The sequence below is a fragment of the Pseudomonas lalkuanensis genome (genome assembly GCF_008807375.1).
GTDB lineage: Bacteria > Pseudomonadota > Gammaproteobacteria > Pseudomonadales > Pseudomonadaceae > Metapseudomonas > Metapseudomonas lalkuanensis.
The window spans coordinates 1,509,537-1,529,288 of sequence record NZ_CP043311.1 but is presented as its reverse complement, the minus strand read 5'-3'; the positions used below and the strand labels follow the sequence as shown (position 1 = coordinate 1,529,288).

Sequence of the window (19,752 nt, the reverse complement as noted above, 5' to 3'; positions counted from 1 at the left end):
AAAAATAGCGGGGGAGTTTACCTGATCGGCGGCCAGCCCGTCACGCCCATGCGGCGGAAGGCAGAAACGAAAAAGGGCGGCCATTGGCCGCCCTTTCGCACCGCAACCGCTTTACTCGGCCAGCTTGAAGGTGATGAAGCTGGCGCGGCCCTGACGCAGCACGCGCATGGACACCGAACGGTTCTTCGGCAGGTCCTTGGCAATTTGCGTGAAGGCCTTGGCGGACGGAATGGCCTGATTGTTCAGGTGGGTGATCACATCACCCGGACGCAGCCCCATCATGGCGGCCGGGCCGTCCTGGACGTCCTTGATCACCACGCCGCCCTGGATGTCCAGGGCCTTCTTCTGCTCGTCGGTCAGCTCGACCACGCTCACACCCAGGCGATTGCTGCTGCGCTCGACACCATCGCCGGTTGCGGCGGCCATTTCGTCGCCGTCTTCCGGCAGCGTGCCGATAGCCATGTCGAGGGTCTTGCGGCTACCGCCACGCACGACCTCCAGCTTGATCTTGCTACCCGGCTTGAGGTTGCCCACCAGGTGCGGCAGGTCAGCGGATACCACGATCGGCTGGCCGTTCATGCTGAGGATGACGTCCCCCACCTGCAGACCGCCCTTGGCAGCGGGACCACCTTCCTGGACCTGGGCCACCAGCGCACCGGCCGGTTTGTCCAGGCCGAAGGATTCGGCGAGGTCCTTGTTCACTTCCTGGATAACCACGCCCAGCCAGCCGCGGCTGACCTTGCCTTCGGACTTGAGCTGGTCGGCCACGCTCATGGCGACATCGATCGGGATGGCGAAGGACAACCCCATGAAGCCGCCGGAGCGAGTGAATATCTGCGAGTTGATACCCACCACTTCGCCGTCCAGATTGAACAGCGGGCCACCGGAGTTACCCGGGTTGATGGCCACGTCGGTCTGGATGAACGGTACGTAGTTCTCGTTGGGCAGGCTGCGGCCCTTGGCGCTGACGATACCGGCGGTCACCGAATGGTCGAAACCGAAGGGTGAACCGATGGCCAGCACCCAGCTGCCCACCTTGAGGTCATCGGACTTGCCGATCTTCACGATCGGCAGGTCCTTGCCCTGGACCTTCAGCAGCGCCACGTCGGTACGCGGGTCGGCGCCGATCAGCTTGGCTTCCAGCTCACTGCGGTCGGACAGGCGCACGATGATTTCATCGGCGTCGGCCACCACGTGGTTGTTGGTCAGGACGTAACCGTCCTTGGAAATGATGAAGCCGGAACCGAGGGACTGCGCCTCGCGCTGGCGGCCGCCCTGCGGGTTGCGCGGCACCGGCGGCATGTTGCGCTCGAAGAATTCGCGCAGCATGGGTGGCAGGCCTTCCAGGTCAGGCATCACCTGAGCACCGGCAGCACCACGCTGGGGCAGCTTCTGCCGGGTACTGATGTTGACCACCGCCGGAGACGCCTCTTCGACCAGGGGCGTGAAGTCCGGCAGCTCGGCACGAGCCACGAGGGTTTGACCGAGCAGCAGCAGGGCTGCCACGGCGGTCATGCAGGATTTGAGGTTAAGCATCGACATACAGCTCCCGTCGCATAACGAGTGGTATGAACTCGCTGGACCGCCCGGCCCTGCGAGCAAAACACAACACAAAAGCAAAAAGAGCCCGGGGCATCAGCCCAAGGCTCGGTGGAACATCGTGAAAAAGACAGGGCGGCAGCCGAGGCTACCGCACCATGAACCGAATACGGGTCCTGTAGCAAGGATCATTGTGTCGCGGTGGCCTCCGCTGCCGCTGCCCGCATGGACAGTGCGACCCGTTCGGCAGTCCCCAGCGGGATCTCACCGACCACGGTCACCATCACGTCACCGTCGGCCGTGCTGACCCGCTTGGACACCATCACAGTCGGCCCCAGCTGGCTGCGCGCGTCTTCGACTACGGCGCCATGCAGCGGCTCGAGGAATACCGAGAAACGCGCCAGTCCATCGCTGTAAAGCAGACTGGATACCGGATCGGACGATACCGGGCTGCGACGCTCCTGGGCGCTGGTCAGGCTGAAGCCCGGCGGCAGCCAGTCGGAGCGCCAGCGGGACGCCTTCTCGGGCTGTACCTCGGCGGCACGCACCGCCTTGCACGCCGGACCAGCCTGAAGATCGGCATCCGCCGGGGCGGATGCAGTATCGATACGGGTGAACTGGAAGCGCTCCAGCAACTGCCCCTTGTCGCTCAACAACAGGGATTTGAGCGGCAGGCCGGTATCCCGGTCAAGATGCAGCTCGAAGCCATAGCGGTGCTGGTCACGCGGGGTCAGGGTCAGGACCACCGCGGCGTGCCCGGCAACCCGGGACTCGCCAGCAAGGCGCAGGTCATACCATTCGGACAGTTGCTTGGCGTCGAGCGCCCGGGCTGGCCAGGCCTGGCCGTCGGCCATCTGATCGGAAAGGGAGCCACTCACGCACTGGGTGCGTCCGTTGACGCGCACCACTTCCTGAGCCGGCCCATCGAGCTGCAGCAGACGCTCGCGCACCTCCCCACCCTGCTGGACCTGATGCCAGACTTCGTGAGTGGAGAAACTCCCATTTCGTTCGTAGACGAACGTTCCCTGGAAACTCTGGCGCTGCTCCGCATCAGCGAGGCGCTGCAGCCAGTCCTGAGCGTCAGCGGCATGGGCTGATTGAGTCAGCCAGCCGCCAAGCAAGATGATTACCGGAAGTGCGCGCATGTTCCTCCTCAGCGGCTCTCCAGACTGGCAGCGCGGGCGTATGGCAGAGCACTGTCGCTACCGCTCATCGCGGCCTGCTGCGCATGTTGCCGCAGGTACGCCGGCAGACGCTTCTCGTGCCAACCGGAAGACGACTGGGTCGCACCGATGGGCTGTTGCGTCTGTTGACCATCCTCACTATAGCCAGCCAGCACGGCACCTTGCTGGGCCTGCGGCATGACCATGGCGGGCTGGCTGGCCTGCTGCTGGGCGAGCTGCTGGGTACCCACGACCTCGTCCTGGTTGTACATGCGTACACCGGCCAGTACGGCGAGTGTCACCGAGGCGGCCACGGCCAGACGCCCGAGGTTGCGCCACGGAGCACGAACCACCTGGGCAGGCGGTGCGGCTTCGTCGGCCAGTGCGGCCGAGACCGCGGCGGCGATGTCCAGGCGCGGCTCCAGCAGCTCCTTGTGCATCACGGCCCGGGCAATCTGGTAACGCGACCAGGTAGCCCGCAGTTCTTGATCTTCGCTGGCGGCGAGAACTCGACGCAGCTCCAGTTCGTCCGCCTCGTTATCCATCACCGCGGACAGCGATTCCTGCAAAGCTTCACGACTCATGGCGGTTCCCCTCTTGGCTGTCGCCGCTGTCTCAGGTCCCATGCAACAAAGGTTGCAGGGCTTTATCGATGGCTTCCCGCGCCCTGAAGATGCGGGATCGCACAGTACCGACCGGACACTGCATGACGCTGGCAATGTCTTCGTAACTAAGGCCGTCGAACTCGCGCAGGGTCAACGCCGTACGCAAATCTTCCGGCAACTGCTGGATGCTCCGGTGCACTGTGGCCTCGATCTCATCCCGAAGCAGGGCTCGCTCCGGCGACTCGATATCCTTGAGGGCGTGGTCGCCGTCATAAAACTCGGCGTCCTCAGCACTTACATCACTATCTGGCGGGCGTCTTCCACGCGCCACCAGATGGTTCTTCGCCGTGTTGATGGCGATGCGGTACAGCCACGTATAAAACGCACTGTCGCCGCGAAAGTTTCCGAGCGCGCGGTAAGCCTTGATGAAGGCTTCCTGAGCTACGTCCTGGGCTTCCTGGGCGTCGTGCACGAAACGCACGATCAACCCGAGAATCTTGTGCTGGTACTTCAACACCAGCAGATCGAAAGCCCGCTTGTCGCCCCGCTGCACCCGTTCGACCAGTTGCTGATCCTGTTCCTGGGTTAGCATGAACACTCCTCGTCGATCGCGAAGGGGTGTTGCGCCAGCCAGTGGATCGGCTTGCCAAAATAGACTCGGGCGTTGCGCAAAAGTTCTCCCCTCCAAGCAAGCTTCCTGCAGATTGTTTTTTCACCTGCACGGAATGACGCAGCAGGGCCTGCGGCCATGCTGCGCCGAATATAAGTCGCTTGATCTACAGGCATCCGGGCTGCACATTTCATGTGCATTCGTTGCGTAAATGTAAGCAAGCACCGTCTCTTCAAAATGGTGACCCTGAATGGAACCTGAACGACTAAAAAAGTTCCCTGGCACCATGCACGGTCATAAGCGAGCTATTGTGCCGCCCACCCCGGCTATATACTAGCCGCCGCTTTTTTCGCGGGAACCGACATGAGCCAACATTTCCAGCATGATGTACTGGTCATCGGCAGCGGCGCCGCTGGCCTGACCCTGGCCCTCACCCTGCCCTCGCACCTTAACATCGTCGTACTGAGCAAGGCCGATCTCAGCAATGGCTCCACCTATTGGGCCCAGGGCGGTGTCGCTGCGGTGCTGGACGATACCGACACGGTCGATTCCCACGTCGAAGACACCCTGGTGGCGGGCGCCGGCCTGTGCCGCGAGGACGCCGTGCGCTTCACGGTAGAACACAGCCGCGCAGCCATCCAATGGCTGATCGACCAGGGCGTACCCTTCACCCGCGACGATGAAAGCGCTCGCGAGGACGGCGGCTTCGAATTCCACCTGACCCGTGAAGGCGGCCACAGCCACCGGCGCATCATCCATGCCGCCGACGCCACAGGCGCCGCCATCTTCAACACCTTGCTGGAACAGGCCAAGAAGCGGCCGAATATCCAGTTGCTGGAACAACGCGTCGCCGTCGACCTGATCACCGAGCGCAAACTCGGCCGCAAGGGCCAGCGTTGCCTGGGTGCCTACGTCCTGAATCGCACCAGCGGCGAAGTGGACACCTTCCATGCCCGCTTCACCGTGCTCGCCTCCGGCGGTGCGGCCAAGGTCTACCTCTATACCAGCAACCCCGACGGCGCCTGTGGCGACGGTATCGCCATGGCCTGGCGCGCCGGTTGCCGGGTGGGCAATCTGGAGTTCAACCAGTTCCACCCCACCTGCCTCTACCACCCGCAGGCCAAGAGTTTCCTCATTACCGAGGCCGTGCGTGGAGAAGGCGGCCTGCTCAAGCTGCCGAACGGCGAGCGCTTCATGCAGCGCTTCCACCCGCGCGCCGAACTGGCCCCGCGAGACGTGGTAGCCCGCGCCATCGACCATGAGATGAAGCGCCTGGGCGTGGACTGCGTCTACCTGGACATCAGCCACAAGCCCGCCGAGTTCGTGAAGAGCCACTTCCCCACCGTCTACGAGCGCTGCCTGGACTTCGGCATCGACATCACCCGCCAGGCCATCCCGGTGGTGCCGGCGGCACATTACACCTGCGGCGGCGTAGTGGTGGACCAGCACGGGCGCACCGACATTCCCGGCCTCTACGCTATCGGCGAGACCAGCTTCACCGGCTTGCACGGTGCCAATCGCATGGCCAGCAACTCCCTGCTCGAATGCTTCGTCTATGGCCGCTCGGCGGCGGAAGACATGCTCGGGCAACTGGACAAGGTTCCGATGCCCACCAACCTGCCAACCTGGGACGCCAGCCAGGTGACCGACTCGGACGAGGACGTGATCATCGCCCACAACTGGGACGAATTGCGGCGCTTCATGTGGGACTACGTCGGCATCGTGCGCACCAACAAACGCCTGCAGCGCGCCCAGCACCGGGTACGCCTGCTGCTCAGCGAAATCGACGAGTTCTACAGCAACTACAAGGTCAGCCGCGACCTGATCGAACTGCGCAACCTGGCACTGGTAGCGGAGCTGATGATCCGTTCGGCCATGCAGCGCCACGAGAGCCGTGGCCTGCATTACACCCTGGACTACCCGGACCTGCTCCCTGAAGCCCGGGACACTATCCTGGTTCCGCCCATCTTCGGCGACTGAACCCCAGCCTCACCCGCAACCGGCGGTGCTGCTCCTGGTCGAGGGCATCTGCCGGAATGCACAAACCCTTCCCCCACCAGGTTCCCGACAGCCGGAAGCGCAGGATCACCGCCAGCGGCAGCGCCAGGCTGTCCGGGCGCAACTGCACCGGGCGCCAGCCGTCAGCCGCGCACCAGAGCTGCCAGCCGTCGCCGTCCAGACGCAAGCCGGTGAAGGCCTTGGGGGAAGTCAGGAGGATCTGCCCGGGCAGGCACCACGCGCCATGTGCCACACAGGCGAGATAGCCGGCGAGCCGCGCCCAGAAAGGGATGTCGGCAACCGACAGGGCCAGGACGGCCAGGAAAGACAGGATCAGGTAGAGGGCCAGCAGGCGCCGCGACGGGCGCCAGTGGCATTCGAAGGCGTCACTTGGGCTGGACACGGTCCAGGATCATGCGAACCATGCGGCGCAGGTCTGCGTCTTCCGGCTCGCCGCGCTGCATGAACCAGCCGAACATGTCCTGGTCTTCGCACTCCAGCAGCTTGCGGTAGCGCGCCTGGTCTTCGGCGTCGAGACTCGGATAGACCTCCTGCACGAAGGGGACGAGGAGCACGTCCAGTTCGAGCATGCCGCGACGGCTGTGCCAGAAGAGTCGGTTCAGTTCAATTGAGTCGGCCATCACAGCGCCTCCAGGAATGAGGCGCGCATTATAACCACAGCCGCCGCCCCGGACACCCGCTGACAAGCCCCCGGCGGAACTCTATGATGGCGCCCCAGACTTTTTTCCGGCGATCCGCAATGGCCGAATCAGCATTCTTCTGTCCGCTCACCCATGAAGGCCTGCTCGCCGTCCGCGGCGTGGATGCCGCGAAGTTCCTCCAGGGCCAGGTGACCTGCAACCTCAATTACCTGGACCAGGCCACCAGCAGCCTGGGTTCCCGCTGCACCCCCAAGGGCAGGATGATCTCCAGCTTCCGCATCATCCAGGAAGGCGAAGGTTTCCTCCTGGCCATGGCCGGCGACCTGCTCGAAGCCCAGTTGGCCGACCTGAAGAAATATGCCGTCTTCTCCAAATCCACCCTGAGCGACGAAAGCGCCGACTGGGTGCGCTTCGGCCTCAGCCAGGGCGACGGCGCGCTGCTCGCCCTTGGCCTGGACCTGCCGCAGACCGCCGACACCGTCGCCCGTGAGGGCCGCCTGATCGCCATTCGCCTTGCCGATGGCCGTGTGGAGCTCTGGGCGCCCCGCGCCGAAGCCGCCGCCCTGGAAGCCCGCCTGGCCGCCCAACTGCGGCAAGCGCCGCTGGATGCCTGGCTGCTGGCTCAGGTACGCGCCGGCATCGGCCAGGTCTTCGGCAGCACTCGCGAACTGTTCATTCCGCAGATGATCAACCTCCAGGCCCTCGGTGGCGTCAGTTTCAAGAAGGGCTGCTACACCGGCCAGGAAATCGTCGCCCGCATGCAGTACCTGGGCAAACTCAAGCGCCGCCTCTACCGCCTGGCGCTGGCCGATGGCGAGCGGCCGCTGCCGGGCGCCGAGCTGTTCTCCCCGGTTCACCAGAGTTCGGTCGGTGAAGTGGTGCTGGCGGCCCCGGCCGAAAACGGCTGCGAACTGCTTGCCGTGCTTCAGGAAGATGCCGTGAACGATGGCCGCATCCACCTGGGCGCCGCCGACGGCCCCGCACTGAACCTGCTGAGCCTGCCCTACACCCTGGACGCCGACCGCGAAATCCAACGCTAGCCCGCCCCTGCCGGCCACTGACGAGAAACTCAATGAGCAAGCTTGCCGACAAAGTCCAACAGGAACTCATCCAGGCCATCGAAAGCGATGAACTGGTTCTGCCGACCCTGCCGGAAGTCGCGCTTAAGGTGCGCGAAACCGCCGAAGACCCGAACGCGAGCATCCAGGACCTGGCCAAGGTGATCGGCAATGACGCCGCGCTGACCGCCCGCATCATCAAGGTGGTGAACAGCCCGCTGCTGCGCACCAACAAGGAAATCACCGACCTGCAGATGGCGATCAGCCGCCTGGGCATGAACTACACCAGCAACCTGGCCACAGGCCTTGCCATGGAGCAGATGTTCCAGGCCACGTCCGACGTGATCGACCGCAAGATGCGCGAAGTGTGGAACAAGAGCACCGAGATCGCCGGCATCTGCCACGTACTCTGCCGCCACTACACCCGCCTCATGCCCGACCAGGCCACCCTGGCCGGCCTGGTGCACCAGATCGGCGTGTTGCCCATCCTCACCTATGCCGAGGAGCACAACGAGCTGCTGGCCGACTCCATCAGCCTCAACCATGTGATCGAACGCATCCATCCGCTGATCGGCGACCGCATCCTGCGCGCCTGGGAATTCCCCGAGCCGATCGCTGCCGTGCCCAGCCAGTACCTGGACTTCAGCCGCAACTCGGCGCGCGTCGACTACGTCGACATCGTCCAGGTCGCGACCCTGCAGAGCTACCTTGGCAGCGAGCACCCCTATACCCAGCTGGACTGGAGCCAGGTGGCCGCCTTCAGCAAGCTTGGCCTCGACCCGAACGTCGACATGCAGGCCGACGAAGACCTTTCCGCCGCCATGGAAGCGGCCATGGGCATGCTCCAGTAAAGCCTTGCGCGCATTCCTCCATCCGGCGCTAGACTCAGAATCCCCTACGTCGCTGGATGGAACCGGATGCGCGTATTCCTGCTCGCCCTCTGCCTGTTGTTCCACGGTCTCGCCGCCGCGGACGAAGTGCGCCTGACCAATGGCGAGTGGGCGCCCTACCTGGGCGCCAGCCTGCCGCACCGGGGCGTGGCATCACGCATCGTCGAAGAGGCCTTCGCCCTGGAAGGCGTCGAGGTGCGGTGGGAGTTCTATCCCTGGACCCGCTCGATGTACCTGGCCGAGCGCGGCGAACGCGCCGGCACCGCCGTCTGGCTACGCAGCCCGGAACGGGAACGGAAGTTCTTCATCAGCGACCCGGTGGTGGAAAGCACCTACTACTTCTTCCACCGCAAGGACCATCCCCTGGACTGGCAACAGGTTTCCGATCTCAAGGGCGTGCGCCTGGGCGGCGCGCTCGGCTACGACTACGGCGAGGCCTTCCAGATGGCGGAGCGCGACGGCCAGATCAAGGTCAAGCGTCTGAGCGGCGAGGAACAGGGCCTGCGCATGGTCCTGGCCGGGCGACTGGATGCCTTTCCCATGGACAAGGTGGTCGCCTTCGCCCTGCTCAACGACAAGTTCAGCTCCGCCGATCGCGCCAGGATGAGCTTCCATCCGCTTCCCGTGCGCAGCGACAGCCTGCACCTGATGCTCTCCCGCGAGGTGCCGGGCAATGCCAAGCTGATCCAGCGCTTCAACAAGGGCCTGGCCCTGCTGCGGGAAAGCGGCAAGGTGGCCCAGTACCTGATGGAAGTGCAGGAGCCGCTGAGCCTCGCGCCGTAGATCGAAAAAATGCTGTGGGAGCGAATTCAATCGCGAAGAGCAGGCCATTTGCGCTGACCAATCGCGATTGAAATCGCTCCCACAACCAAGCTGCTTCTCGGCAGGTCGAGGTCACGCCGGCGGGAAACTCACCCGCACCTTCAATCCACCGCTGTCGCCATCGTGAAGGCTGATCTCGGCCTGGTGGGCGCGGCAGATCTCGCCGACGATCGCCAGCCCCAACCCTGCTCCGCGACTCTGCACATTGCGCCGATAGAAGCGCTGGAACACCTTGTCGCGATCTTCCGGCGGGATGCCACTGCCGTCGTCCTCCACCTCCAGCACCGCGGGCGAACACACCCGCAGGATCACATTGCCGCCCTTGGGCGTATGGGCCAGGGCGTTGTCCACCAGGTTGCAGAGCAGTTCGTTGAGCAGCGTCGGCTCTCCCATCACCCAGGCCGGGTCCTCCGCTTCCAGCGCCAGGGCAATGCCGCGCGCATGGGCCAGAGGGGCCAGCGCCATCCCCAGCTCACGCGCCAATTGGCCCAGCTCGATTCGCTCGGCGCCGCCTTCGGCGATGGCCCGCGCGCCACTTTCGATGCGCGCCAGGGACAGCAGCTGGTTGGCCAGATGGGTCAGGCGGTCGGTGTTCTGTGCCGCTTCTTCCAGGGTCGAGCGCCAGATCGCCGGGTCCTGCTCGCGCAGTCCCAGTTCCACCCGTGCCTTGAGGGCGGCCAGGGGCGTACGCAGTTCGTGGGAAGCATCCGCGATGAAGTCCGCCTGGCGCTGGAACAGGCCGCGCAGGCGTTCGGTGAACTGGTTGAGGGCATCCACCAGGGGGCGCAATTCACGCTGCACCGCCACTTCCGGCAGCGGCCGCAAGTCGTCGGCCTCGCGCTCCTCCACCGCCAGGCGCAGCTTGTTCAGCGGCTGCAGCGAGGCGCTGACCGCCAGCCACACCAGCACCAGCGCCGCCACCACCAGCAGCACCAGTCGCCACAGGCTGTCCACCAGCAGCCCCCTGGCCAGGCGCTCGCGGGCGCTTTCGGTCTCGGCGACGCGTATCTCGGCGATACCGTTCAGGCGCGGCTCGCTCACCGGCTGCAACAGGCTTACTACCCGCACCCCAACCCCTTCGTATTCGGCGTCATAGAAGCGCGCCAGCGCAGGGTAGTCGTCAGTGCGCTGGGTGCCCGGTGGTGGCGGCGGCAGGTGTTCGTAGCCCGAGACCAGTTTTCCGTCCGGGTCGATCACCTGATAGAAAATGCGCCCGGCACTGTCGTAGGCGAAGACGTCCAGCGCCACATAGGGGACGTCCGCCTTCAGCCGACCGTCGTTCTCATAGAGACCATCGGCAATGGCCCTGGCCGACGCCAGCAGGGTACGGTCGTAGGCGGTGTCGGCGGCCTCTCGGGCGTTCCAGTAGGAACTCAGGCTGGCGATCAGCAGCAGGCCACCCAGCATCAGCGCCAGGCGGCGCAGCAGCCGCCCGCGCAGGCTGCCGGCCTCACGCATCCTGGCTCTCCAGCAGATAGCCCAGGCCACGGAAGGTGACAATGCGCACGGCGCTGCCTTCCAGCTTCTTGCGCAGACGATGGATGTAAATCTCGATGGCATCGGGACTGGCCTCCTCGTCCAGCCCGAACACCTGGGAAGCCAGCTGCTCCTTGCTCATCACCCGCCCCGGCCGCGCGATCAGCGCCTCCAGCACGGATTGCTCGCGCGAGGTCAGGCCGAGGACCTCGTCCGCAAGGCTGAAGCGCCGGGTGCCCAGGTCATAGACCAGCGCCCCACAACGCTGCTGCTGCTCCCCGCCGAGCACGCTGCGGCGCAGCAGTGCCTTGACCCGTGCCTCCAGCTCGGTCAGTTCGAAGGGTTTGGCCAGATAGTCGTCGGCCCCGAGATTGAGGCCATGGACCCGATCCTTCACCTCGCCGCGCGCAGTGAGCATCAGCACCGGCAGCGTCTTGCCGCGTCCGCGCAGGCGCGCCAGCACCTCGAAGCCATCCATGCGCGGCAGCCCCACGTCCAGTACCGCCAGGGCGTAGTCCTCGCTGGCCAGGGCCAGGTCGGCGGCGACGCCATCGTGCAGCACGTCCACCGTCCAACCTGCGCTCTTGAGCACCTGGGCAACGCTTGCAGCCAACTGGGGATGGTCTTCGACCAGCAGGATTCGCACGACAAAGTCTCCGAAATGGCAGCGATCGCTCAGCAGTTTAACGGGCGGCTGGGCGCTGTGAACGCCGCGCAAGGTTTCTTTCACACTGAAAGGCTGGCGAAAGTTTCACTGCATAGCATCGCGACAGGGTGGCAAGGACCACCCGTAAAAAGCCGGCCCGTGGTTGCGCCGGCTGACAAGAACAACAATGGAGACCACTCGATGCTCACTGCCGCACGGCAGGCGCTTCCGCCTGTTTGCACCCTCAGTCTCGCCATCGCAAGTTGCACCCTGGCCACTCAGGCCAGTGCCGAGTTCTTCAAGGACAGCTCGGCGACCCTCGAAGCCCGCAACATCTACCTGAACCGCGATTTCCGCGACGGCTCCGGCCAGTCCAAGCGCGAGGAATGGGCGCAGGGTTTCATCCTCAACCTCGAATCCGGTTACACCGAAGGCACCGTCGGTGTGGGTCTCGACGCCCTCGGCATGCTCGGTATCAAGCTCGATTCCGGCCCAGGCCGCAGCGGCACCGACCTGCTGCCGGTGCAGGACGACGGCGGTACACCGGACGCGTACAGCAAGCTCGGCCTGACCGCCAAGGTCCGCGCCTCGAAGAGCGAGCTGCGCCTGGGCACCCACATTCCCGAACTGCCGGTGGTAAAGGCCAGCGACAGCCGAATCCTTCCCCAGGTATTCGAAGGCGGCCTGCTCACCTCGAAGGAGATCAGCAACCTGACCTTCACCGGTGGTCGCCTCAACGAGGTCAAGGACCGCGCCTCGACCAACTCCGAAGACCTGGCCATCAGCAACAAGAACAAGCGCTTCGCCGCAGCCGCCACGGGCGATCACTTCGACCTCGGCGGCCTGGACTACGCCTTCACCGAGCGCGTCACCGGCCGCTACTTCTTCGCCGAGCTGGACGACGTCTACCGCCAGAACTTCTTCGGCCTGCTGGCCAGCCAGCCGCTTGGCGCCGGCACCCTGAGCGCCGACCTGCGCTACGCCATCAGCGACGACAGCGGTCGCGCCGAAGCCGGCAAGGTGGATAACCGCGCCCTCAACGGCATGGTCAGCTACGGCCAGGGCAGCCACAAGGTCGGCCTGGGCTACCAGCGCATGAGCGGCGACACCGGCTATGCCTACATCGATGGCAGCGATCCCTTCCTGGTCAATTTCGTACAGATCAACGACTTCGCCAACGCCGACCAACGCTCCTGGCAGGCCCGCTACGACCTGGATTTCGCCGCCATGGGCGTGCCCGGCCTGAGCTTCATGACCCGCTACATCAGCAGCGACAACGCCCAGGTCACCGGCAGCAGCGAGGAAGGCCGGGAATGGGAACGCGATATCGAATTCAAGTACGTGGTCCCCAACGGCAGCCTGAAGAACCTGACCTTCCGCGCCCGCCACGCCGGATTCCGCTCCAACTTCGCCCGCGATGCGGATGAACTTCGCCTGATCGTCAGTTATGCACTGCCGATCTGGTGATGCCTGAACCACAATAAAACTCCACAGGAGAATCCCGATGAAGACTGCCCTCTCCCGCATCGCCCTGATCACCTCGGGCCTGCTGCTGTCGACCCAACTGCTGGCCGAGCCCAAGCGCCCCGAGTGCATCGCCCCGGCCAAGCCCGGCGGCGGCTTCGACCTCACCTGCAAGCTGGCCCAGAGCGGCCTGAAGGACGGCGGCCTGCTCAAGGCGCCGATGCGCGTCACCTACATGCCCGGCGGCGTCGGCGCCGTGGCCTACAACGCCGTGGTCGCCCAGCGGCCGAAGGATGCCGGCACCATCACAGCCTTCTCCTCCGGCTCCCTGCTGAACCTGGCCCAGGGCAAGTTCGGCCGCTACGACGAGAACGCCGTGCGCTGGCTGGCCGGCATCGGCACCGATTACGGCGCCATCTCCGTACGCGCCGATTCCCCCTACAAGACCCTGGGCGAGTTGGTCGAAGCGGTGAAGAAAGACCCGGCCGCCATCGTCTTCGGCGCCGGCGCCACCATCGGTGGCCAGGACTGGATGCAAACCGCGCTGATCGCCCGCGCCGCCGGCATCGACCCGCAGAAGCTGCGCTACGTTGCATTCGAGGGCGGCGGCGAAACCCTCACCGCCATGCTTGGCGGCCACGTGCAGGTAACCAGCAGCGGCCTGGGTGAAATCACCCCGCAACTGGCCGCCGGCAAGATCCGCATCCTCGCCGTCCTCTCCGACCAGCGCCTGCCTGGCAAGCTGGCGGAAATCCCCACCGCCAAGGAGCAGGGCTTCGACATCGTCTGGCCGGTGATTCGCGGCTTCTACATGGGCCCGGAGGTCAGCGACGAGGACTTCAACTGGTGGAAGCAGCAATTCGACACCCTGCTGGCCAGCGAGGAGTTCTCCAAGCTGCGTGAACAGCGCGACCTGTTCCCCTTGAGCCTCACTGGCGACCAGTTGAAGGCGTACGTCTTCGACCAGGTGAAGCAGTACAAGCAGCTCGCCGGCGAATTCGGCCTGGCGCAGTAACCTCACCCCCGCCCCTCTCCCAATGGGAGAGGGGCGATCAATTATTCCTAGGTAAACCGCCATGTACGTACGAATCTTCGCTGCGGTCTGGCTGCTCGTCTGTGCCCTGCTCGCCGTGGTCGCCTGGGGCTTCCAGGCCCCCTTCAGCTACGACCCGGTCGGTCCGCGCGCCTACCCCCTGCTGTTGCTGTTCCTGATGGCCACCGCCGCCATCTGGCTGATCTACAAGCCAGGCGACGTCGAAGAGCTGCCGATTTCCTGGTCCCTGGCGCGCAAGGTCGCGATCTTCGTCATCGCCCTGTTCGCCTATGGACTGCTCTTCGAGCCCCTGGGCTTCGTCGTCAGCACCACGCTCGTGGGCTTCGGCCTCGGCATGCTGTTCAAGGGCCGCCTGCTGCCGAGCCTGGCCAGCGGCCTCTTGATGGGCGCACTGCTCTACGGCCTGTTCGACTACCTGCTGGACGTCCCGCTGCCCCTGGGGCTGCTGGCCTTCCTGGAGAATTGAGATGGAAACCCTGAACTTCCTGGCCCAGGGCTTCGACGTCGCCCTGCGTCCGATCAACCTCCTGGTGGCACTGTTCGGCGCCTTCATCGGCACCGTGGTCGGCCTGCTGCCGGGCCTGGGGCCGATCAACGGCGTGGCGATCCTGCTGCCGCTGGCGTTCGCCCTCGGCCTGCCGCCGGAAACCTCCCTGATCCTGCTGGCCGCCGTGTACCTGGGCTGCGAGTACGGCGGGCGCATCTCGGCCATCCTGCTCAACGTCCCGGGCGACGCCGCGGCCATCATGACCACCCTCGACGGCTATCCGCTGGCTCGCCAGGGCAAGGCCGGCATCGCCCTCTCGCTGTCGGCCATGAGCTCCTTCATCGGCAGCACCATCGCCACCATTGGCGTCGTGCTCTTCGCACCGATCCTGGCCAACTGGGCGGTGGCCTTCGGGCCGGCGGAGTACTTCATGCTGATGGTCTTCGCCATTGCCTGCCTGGGCGGCATGGTCGGCGACAAGCCGGTCAAGACCCTGCTCTCGGCACTCATCGGCCTGGGCCTGGCCACCGTGGGCGTGGACGCCACCACCGGCGTCTACCGTTTCACCTTCGACAGCGTCGGCCTGTCCGATGGCATCCAGTTCGTGATCGTGGTCATCGGCCTGTTCAGCGTCAGCGAGATGCTGCTGATGCTCGAGCACACCACCACCGGCCAGCAGGCCGTGAAGACCAGCGGACGCATGCTGTTCAACCTGAAGGAATTCACCTTCACCTGGTGGAGCAGCGTGCGCAGCTCCCTGGCCGGCTTCGTCATCGGCGTGCTGCCGGGTGCCGGCGCCACCATCGCCAGCGCCATCACCTACATGAGCGAGAAGCGCATGGCCGGCAGCAGCAGCCGTTTCGGCGAGGGTGACCTGCGTGGCGTAGCGGCACCGGAAGCGGCCAACAACGCTTCGGCCTGCGGTTCGCTGATCCCCATGCTGACCCTTGGCGTGCCGGGTTCGGGCACCACCGCGGTGATGATCGGCGCCCTGACCCTGTACAACATCACCCCCGGCCCGCTGCTGTTCGAGCAGCAGCCCGACGTGGTCTGGGGCCTGATCGCCTCGCTGTTCATCGGCAACGTCATCCTGCTGGTGATGAACATCCCGCTGGTAGGCCTGTTCGCCCGCATGCTCAGCGTGCCGACCTGGATCCTGGTGCCGGCGATCACCGTCGTCAGCGTGGTAGGGGTGTACGCCGTGCACAGCACCACCTTCGACCTGGTGCTGATGGCGGCCCTCGGGGTGTTCGGCTACCTGCTGCGCAAGATGGACTTCCCGCTGTCGTCGCTGATCCTCGGCTTCGTCCTCGGTGAGCTGATGGAATCCAACCTGCGCCGCGCCCTGTCCATCACCAATGGCGACCTCGGCATCCTCTGGAGCAGCCCGATCACTATCGCCCTCTGGGTGCTCACCGCCGTGATGCTGGCCCTGCCGGGAATCCGCTGGATGCGCGCACGCCGCGCCAAGGCGAAGCTGGCCCATGCCTAAGTGGTTGCTCACGCCGCTGGTGGGCGCCGCTGGCGGCTGGCTGGCCAGCCTGATTGGCTGGCCGCTGCCGTGGATGGTGGGCTCGCTGCTGGCGGTGATCACCGTGCGCTGCATCGGCAACCTGCCGCTGGCGGAAGTGCCGGGTGCACGCAAGTGCGGCCAGTGGGTGGTAGGTGTGGGCATTGGCCTGCACTTCACCCCAGCGGTGATCGAGCAGGTGCTGGCCAACAGCGCGATCATCCTGGTCGGCGCCGTGGCCACCGCGCTTTCCAGTGTCATCGGCATCAGCCTGATGCTGCGCAGCGGCGAGGACCGCGCCACCGCGTTCTTCGCCAGCATGCCGGGTGGCGCCAGCGAAATGGTCAACCTCGGCAAGCGCAATGGCGCGGTGCTCAGCCGCGTTGCCGCCGGCCAGAGCCTGCGCCTGCTGCTTGTGGTCCTGAGCGTGCCGGCGCTGTTCCAGCTGTTCGTCGGCGTTCCCGCCGTGCAGCATCAGGCCGCATCGGTAGACTGGGGCTGGCTGGCCCTGCTGCTGACTGGCGGAGCGATGCTGGCCCTGCTGATGCAGCGCTTCCACCAGCCCAATCCCTGGCTTATCGGCCCGCTGCTGGTCAGCGCCGGGATGAGCATCGGCTTCGACCTGCAACTGGGCCTGCCACAGGGCGCCAGCCAGCTCGGCCAATGGCTGATCGGCAGCGCCCTGGGCTGCCACTTCGACCGCGCCTTCTTCAAGCGCGCGCCCTCTTTCATCGCCCGTACCCTGCTGGCCACCTCCCTGGGCATGGCCTTCGCCGCCCTTGCCGCCGAACTGCTGGGTTGGCTGGACGGGCTCGACCATCGCTCGCTGATGCTGGGCATGATGCCGGGCGGCATCGCCGAACTCAGCCTCACCGCCGAAGCCCTGCAGCTCTCGGTGCCCCTGGTCACCGCCCTGCAGGTGTTGCGCCTGCTCCTGGTGCTGTTCCTCGCCGAGCCGGTGTTCCGGCGCTGGCAGAAGCACAAGACCCACGCTTAGCCCGCCTTGTGCGGGCTCTTTTTATCCCGCGTCCCCGGCCACCCCCGCATCGACGCAACGAACCTCGCATCCCGTTCGCAACATCCGGTTGCGTGCAGACCTTCAACCGCAATGCGGCACGCCTATGCTCTCCCCTATCCACCTGTTGCCAAGGCCGACTTCCATGCCCGGATGCGTCAACCCGCTTCGTCCTGTGCTGCTCGCCATGACATTCCTGCTGCTGGCGGCCTGTAGCCGTCTGGACCTGGCCTATCGCAACCTCGACCTGGTCATTCCCTGGTGGATCAGCACCTACGTCAGTCTCGACGACACCCAGAAGGCCTGGCTGGAACCACGCCTGCAAAAGCACCTGGCCTGGCATTGCAGAACCCAGCTGCCCGAGTACGTCGCCTGGTTGGAACAACTGGTCCGGCTCAGCCAACGGCCGAAGCTGACGGCCACCGACGTGCTGGGCCAGTTTGTGCAGGTTCGCGATGCCGCGCGTGACATCGCCGTGGAAATCACCCCCACCGCGCTGGGCGCGACGCAGAGTCTCACCCCGCAGCAGATGGGCGAGCTCTATGTCGCCATGGACGAGCGCAACGTCGAGCTGCGTGAGGAACACGTCGCGCCTCCGCTCAAGCAGCAGGTGGCAGCACGATCAGAACGCATGCGCGAACGCGTCGAGGAATGGATGGGACCTTTGCGGCCGAGCCAGCAGGCCCGCATCTACACCTGGGCCAGGGACCAGGGCGACTACAACCGGATCTGGGCCGACAACCGCGAGAACTGGCAGAAGGAGCTGCGCAGTGCGCTCTATGGCCGCCATAACGCAGACTTCCCGGGACGCCTCACCGCCCTGCTGCAGGCCCCGGAAACCTTCTGGACGGCGAAGTACCGCAAGGCCTACCCCGCGGCGGAAGAGGCCCTGGCACGGCTTCTCACCGACCTGTTCAACAGCGCCGACGAAGGCCAGCGCAATGCATTGCGCCGGCACATCGGCGAGATGATGGCGGACCTCAGGGGATTGGAGTGCTACCCGCGCTGAGTGCCCGGTTCAGAGCTCGGGCAGGCTCCAGTCGATCGGTTCCATTTCGTGCTGGACGAGGAACTTGTTGCAACGGCTGAAGTGGCCATTGCCGAGGAAGCCCCGGTAGGCCGACAGCGGCGAGGGATGTGCCGACTTCAGGACCAGGTGCTTGGTGGGGTCGATCAACCGTTCCTTGCTTTGCGCATGGGAGCCCCAGAGCAGGAAGACCAGGTGCGGGCGGTTCCGGCTGACGGCCTCGATCACCTTGTCGGTGAAGTGCTGCCAGCCAGCACCGGCATGGGAACCGGCGCGAGCCTGTTCGACGGTGAGGGAGGTATTGAGCAGCAGCACACCCTGCTCCGCCCAGGACTGCAGGTAGCCGTGGGACGGAATGTCGATGTTCAGGTCGCGCTTGAGTTCCTTGTAGATGTTCTGCAGCGACGGCGGCGCCGGCACGCCCGGTTGCACCGAGAAGCACAGGCCGTGGGCCTGGCCCGGACCGTGGTAGGGATCCTGGCCGATGATGACCACCTTCACCCTCTCCAACGGTGTGGAGTTAAGCGCATTGAAGATCAGCGGCCCTGGCGGGAAGATCACCTTGCCGGCGGCCTTCTCCTGGCGCAGAAAATCGCCCAGGGCCTTCATATATGGCTTATCGAACTCGTCCCGCAGGGCTTCTTTCCAGCTCTCTTCGAGCTTGATCCGGTCGTCGCTTTCAGTCATCACTCAATCTGTTCCGTGGCGGTTGCCGGGGCGCTTCCCGCCCGATGGTCGGGCACCCTATGAAATGCCCACTACCCTTGTCAATCAAGGACGCCCGGAGCAAGCCTGCATGGACAATCGCCACGACACCGTGAAACTCGCGCTCTACGAACGCTTTCTCAAGGACGCCAGTGCGCTGCCGCCGATGCCGGACACCTCCCTGCGCCTGCGCCAGTTGCAGGCAGGTGAAACGCCCTCCCATGAGCAGGTCAGCGACCTGCTGGAGACCAACCCATCCCTGGCCGGACGCCTGATGGAGTTCGCCAGCCTGCCGCTGCTCGGCCATGTCCGTCCCTGCCCCCGGTTGCTGGACCTGGTCAGGCAACTGGACGGCAGGCGCCTGGCCAACCTGGTGCTGGCCTTCGAGTTGCAGCAGCTGTTCGACGGTGACGAACCCAGGCTGCGCAAGGTCTTCAACAAGCGCTGGAACCTCAGCCTGCAACGGGCCGCCCTGAGCGCCGGCCTGGCCCAGCACCTGCCCCACCTGCAAGAAGAAGACGCCCTGCTGGCCGGCCTGCTGCAGGACGTCGGCAGCCTGCCGTTGCTCCGGGAGCTGCACCACTGGCCGCAGGTGTCACGCCTGGAGGTCGATGTGCAACGGCTTTGCGAACAGCTCTCCGCCGAACTGGGCGTACTGCTGCTGAGCGCCTGGAAATTGCCCGGCAACCTGCAGGACTGCGCGCGCTTGCGCCGCGACTGGTGCCGCCAGCACAAGGGCGCGGTGGACCTGGCGGACGTGGTCCAGGTCGCCAGCCAGCTGCTGGAAGAACCCCGTGACGACGACCGCCTTGCGCGGCTGCCCGCCTACCAGCGCATGGAATTGCCGACACCGCGCCTCCTGCGTGCGGAGCTCGCGGAAGTGGTGGCGCTGTGGCTCAAGCTGCTGGGCGGCAGGCCGCTCGAAGCCGATTGACCTGTAGGCGCGAATTCATTCGCGAAGGGCCGCGCAGCTGCCCTGTGATGTTCCGACAGGCAGCACCGCCGGCCGCGATCGCGAATG

The 19,752-nt window shown here is 65.3% G+C and carries 20 protein-coding genes; 11 read left to right on the top strand and 9 right to left on the bottom strand.

Translation table 11 applies throughout. The features are described from left to right. Positions 1-111: 111 nt before the first annotated feature. From FXN65_RS07335 to rpoE, 4 genes are all read right to left on the bottom strand, one after another. The gene (locus FXN65_RS07335) at positions 112-1,542 is read right to left on the bottom strand and encodes a DegQ family serine endoprotease (protein ID WP_394351282.1); all 1,431 of its coding nucleotides are present in this window, start codon (positions 1,540-1,542) and stop codon (positions 112-114) included. 185 nt (positions 1,543-1,727) lie between these two features. Beyond that, the gene (locus tag FXN65_RS07330; protein ID WP_151132424.1) at positions 1,728-2,684 is read right to left on the bottom strand and encodes a MucB/RseB C-terminal domain-containing protein; all 957 of its coding nucleotides are present in this window, start codon (positions 2,682-2,684) and stop codon (positions 1,728-1,730) included. Positions 2,685-2,692: 8 nt separating this feature from the next. Continuing rightward, positions 2,693-3,286: a sigma-E factor negative regulatory protein gene (locus tag FXN65_RS07325; protein WP_151132423.1), complete on the bottom strand. Its 594-nt coding sequence runs from the start codon at positions 3,284-3,286 to the stop codon at positions 2,693-2,695. A gap of 31 nt (positions 3,287-3,317) precedes the next feature. Continuing rightward, positions 3,318-3,899 (bottom strand): RNA polymerase sigma factor RpoE, encoded by a 582-nt coding sequence (rpoE, locus tag FXN65_RS07320; RefSeq protein ID WP_044870604.1) that lies wholly within the window; start codon positions 3,897-3,899, stop codon positions 3,318-3,320. A gap of 381 nt (positions 3,900-4,280) precedes the next feature. On the opposite strand from rpoE, the gene nadB reads away from it, so the two are divergent. Next, entirely contained in the window at positions 4,281-5,897 is a 1,617-nt protein-coding gene (nadB, locus tag FXN65_RS07315) for an L-aspartate oxidase (RefSeq protein WP_151132422.1), read from the top strand. Here nadB and FXN65_RS07310 read toward each other — a convergent pair. Next, a complete protein-coding gene (locus tag FXN65_RS07310; RefSeq protein ID WP_151132421.1) occupies positions 5,866-6,318 on the bottom strand; it encodes a protein YgfX in 453 nt (150 codons plus the stop codon). The two genes, nadB and FXN65_RS07310, sit on opposite strands and share 32 nt — an antisense overlap. Continuing rightward, entirely contained in the window at positions 6,302-6,556 is a 255-nt protein-coding gene (locus FXN65_RS07305) for an FAD assembly factor SdhE (RefSeq protein ID WP_151132420.1), read from the bottom strand. The genes FXN65_RS07310 and FXN65_RS07305 overlap by 17 nt, the downstream gene beginning before the upstream one ends. Positions 6,557-6,675: 119 nt before the next feature. Between FXN65_RS07305 and ygfZ the strand changes: the two genes are divergently transcribed. The 3 genes from ygfZ (at position 6,676) to FXN65_RS07290 (ending at position 9,308) form a co-directional block, all read left to right on the top strand. Then, complete coding sequence (gene ygfZ, locus FXN65_RS07300; protein ID WP_151132419.1) at positions 6,676-7,617, top strand: CAF17-like 4Fe-4S cluster assembly/insertion protein YgfZ; 942 nt, start codon at positions 6,676-6,678, stop codon at positions 7,615-7,617. 32 nt (positions 7,618-7,649) lie between these two features. Next, complete coding sequence (locus tag FXN65_RS07295; protein WP_151132418.1) at positions 7,650-8,486, top strand: HDOD domain-containing protein; 837 nt, start codon at positions 7,650-7,652, stop codon at positions 8,484-8,486. 66 nt (positions 8,487-8,552) lie between these two features. Further along, a complete protein-coding gene (locus FXN65_RS07290) occupies positions 8,553-9,308 on the top strand; it encodes a substrate-binding periplasmic protein (RefSeq protein WP_151132417.1) in 756 nt (251 codons plus the stop codon). Positions 9,309-9,419: 111 nt separating this feature from the next. Here the strand turns inward: FXN65_RS07290 and FXN65_RS07285 are convergent, their stop codons facing one another. After that, entirely contained in the window at positions 9,420-10,805 is a 1,386-nt protein-coding gene (locus FXN65_RS07285) for a sensor histidine kinase (protein WP_151132416.1), read from the bottom strand. Next, positions 10,798-11,469: a response regulator gene (locus FXN65_RS07280; RefSeq protein WP_151132415.1), complete on the bottom strand. Its 672-nt coding sequence runs from the start codon at positions 11,467-11,469 to the stop codon at positions 10,798-10,800. The genes FXN65_RS07285 and FXN65_RS07280 overlap by 8 nt, the downstream gene beginning before the upstream one ends. A 201-nt stretch (positions 11,470-11,670) precedes the next feature. Between FXN65_RS07280 and FXN65_RS07275 the strand changes: the two genes are divergently transcribed. The 6 genes from FXN65_RS07275 to FXN65_RS07250 all read left to right on the top strand — a co-directional run bounded on the left by FXN65_RS07275 (position 11,671) and on the right by FXN65_RS07250 (position 18,008). Continuing rightward, positions 11,671-12,936 (top strand): OprD family porin, encoded by a 1,266-nt coding sequence (locus FXN65_RS07275; protein WP_151132414.1) that lies wholly within the window; start codon positions 11,671-11,673, stop codon positions 12,934-12,936. A 37-nt stretch (positions 12,937-12,973) separates the two neighbouring features. Then, positions 12,974-13,948, top strand: a complete 975-nt coding sequence (locus FXN65_RS07270) for a tripartite tricarboxylate transporter substrate binding protein (protein WP_151132413.1) — start codon at positions 12,974-12,976, stop codon at positions 13,946-13,948. A 61-nt stretch (positions 13,949-14,009) separates the two neighbouring features. Then, the gene (locus tag FXN65_RS07265) at positions 14,010-14,453 is read left to right on the top strand and encodes a tripartite tricarboxylate transporter TctB family protein (RefSeq protein ID WP_151132412.1); all 444 of its coding nucleotides are present in this window, start codon (positions 14,010-14,012) and stop codon (positions 14,451-14,453) included. A gap of 1 nt (position 14,454) precedes the next feature. Then, entirely contained in the window at positions 14,455-15,966 is a 1,512-nt protein-coding gene (locus tag FXN65_RS07260) for a tripartite tricarboxylate transporter permease (RefSeq protein WP_151132411.1), read from the top strand. Further along, positions 15,959-16,981, top strand: coding sequence for an AbrB family transcriptional regulator (locus tag FXN65_RS07255; RefSeq protein WP_151132410.1), 1,023 nt, complete (start codon positions 15,959-15,961; stop codon positions 16,979-16,981). The genes FXN65_RS07260 and FXN65_RS07255 overlap by 8 nt, the downstream gene beginning before the upstream one ends. A gap of 205 nt (positions 16,982-17,186) precedes the next feature. Further along, positions 17,187-18,008, top strand: a complete 822-nt coding sequence (locus FXN65_RS07250) for a DUF6279 family lipoprotein (protein ID WP_244620713.1) — start codon at positions 17,187-17,189, stop codon at positions 18,006-18,008. 9 nt (positions 18,009-18,017) lie between these two features. Here FXN65_RS07250 and ung read toward each other — a convergent pair whose 3' ends face one another. Continuing rightward, complete coding sequence (ung, locus tag FXN65_RS07245; protein ID WP_151132408.1) at positions 18,018-18,713, bottom strand: uracil-DNA glycosylase; 696 nt, start codon at positions 18,711-18,713, stop codon at positions 18,018-18,020. A gap of 109 nt (positions 18,714-18,822) precedes the next feature. Here ung and FXN65_RS07240 point away from each other — a divergent pair, with 109 nt between their 5' ends. Further along, positions 18,823-19,665, top strand: a complete 843-nt coding sequence (locus FXN65_RS07240; protein WP_151132407.1) for an HDOD domain-containing protein — start codon at positions 18,823-18,825, stop codon at positions 19,663-19,665. Positions 19,666-19,752: the final 87 nt, after the last annotated feature.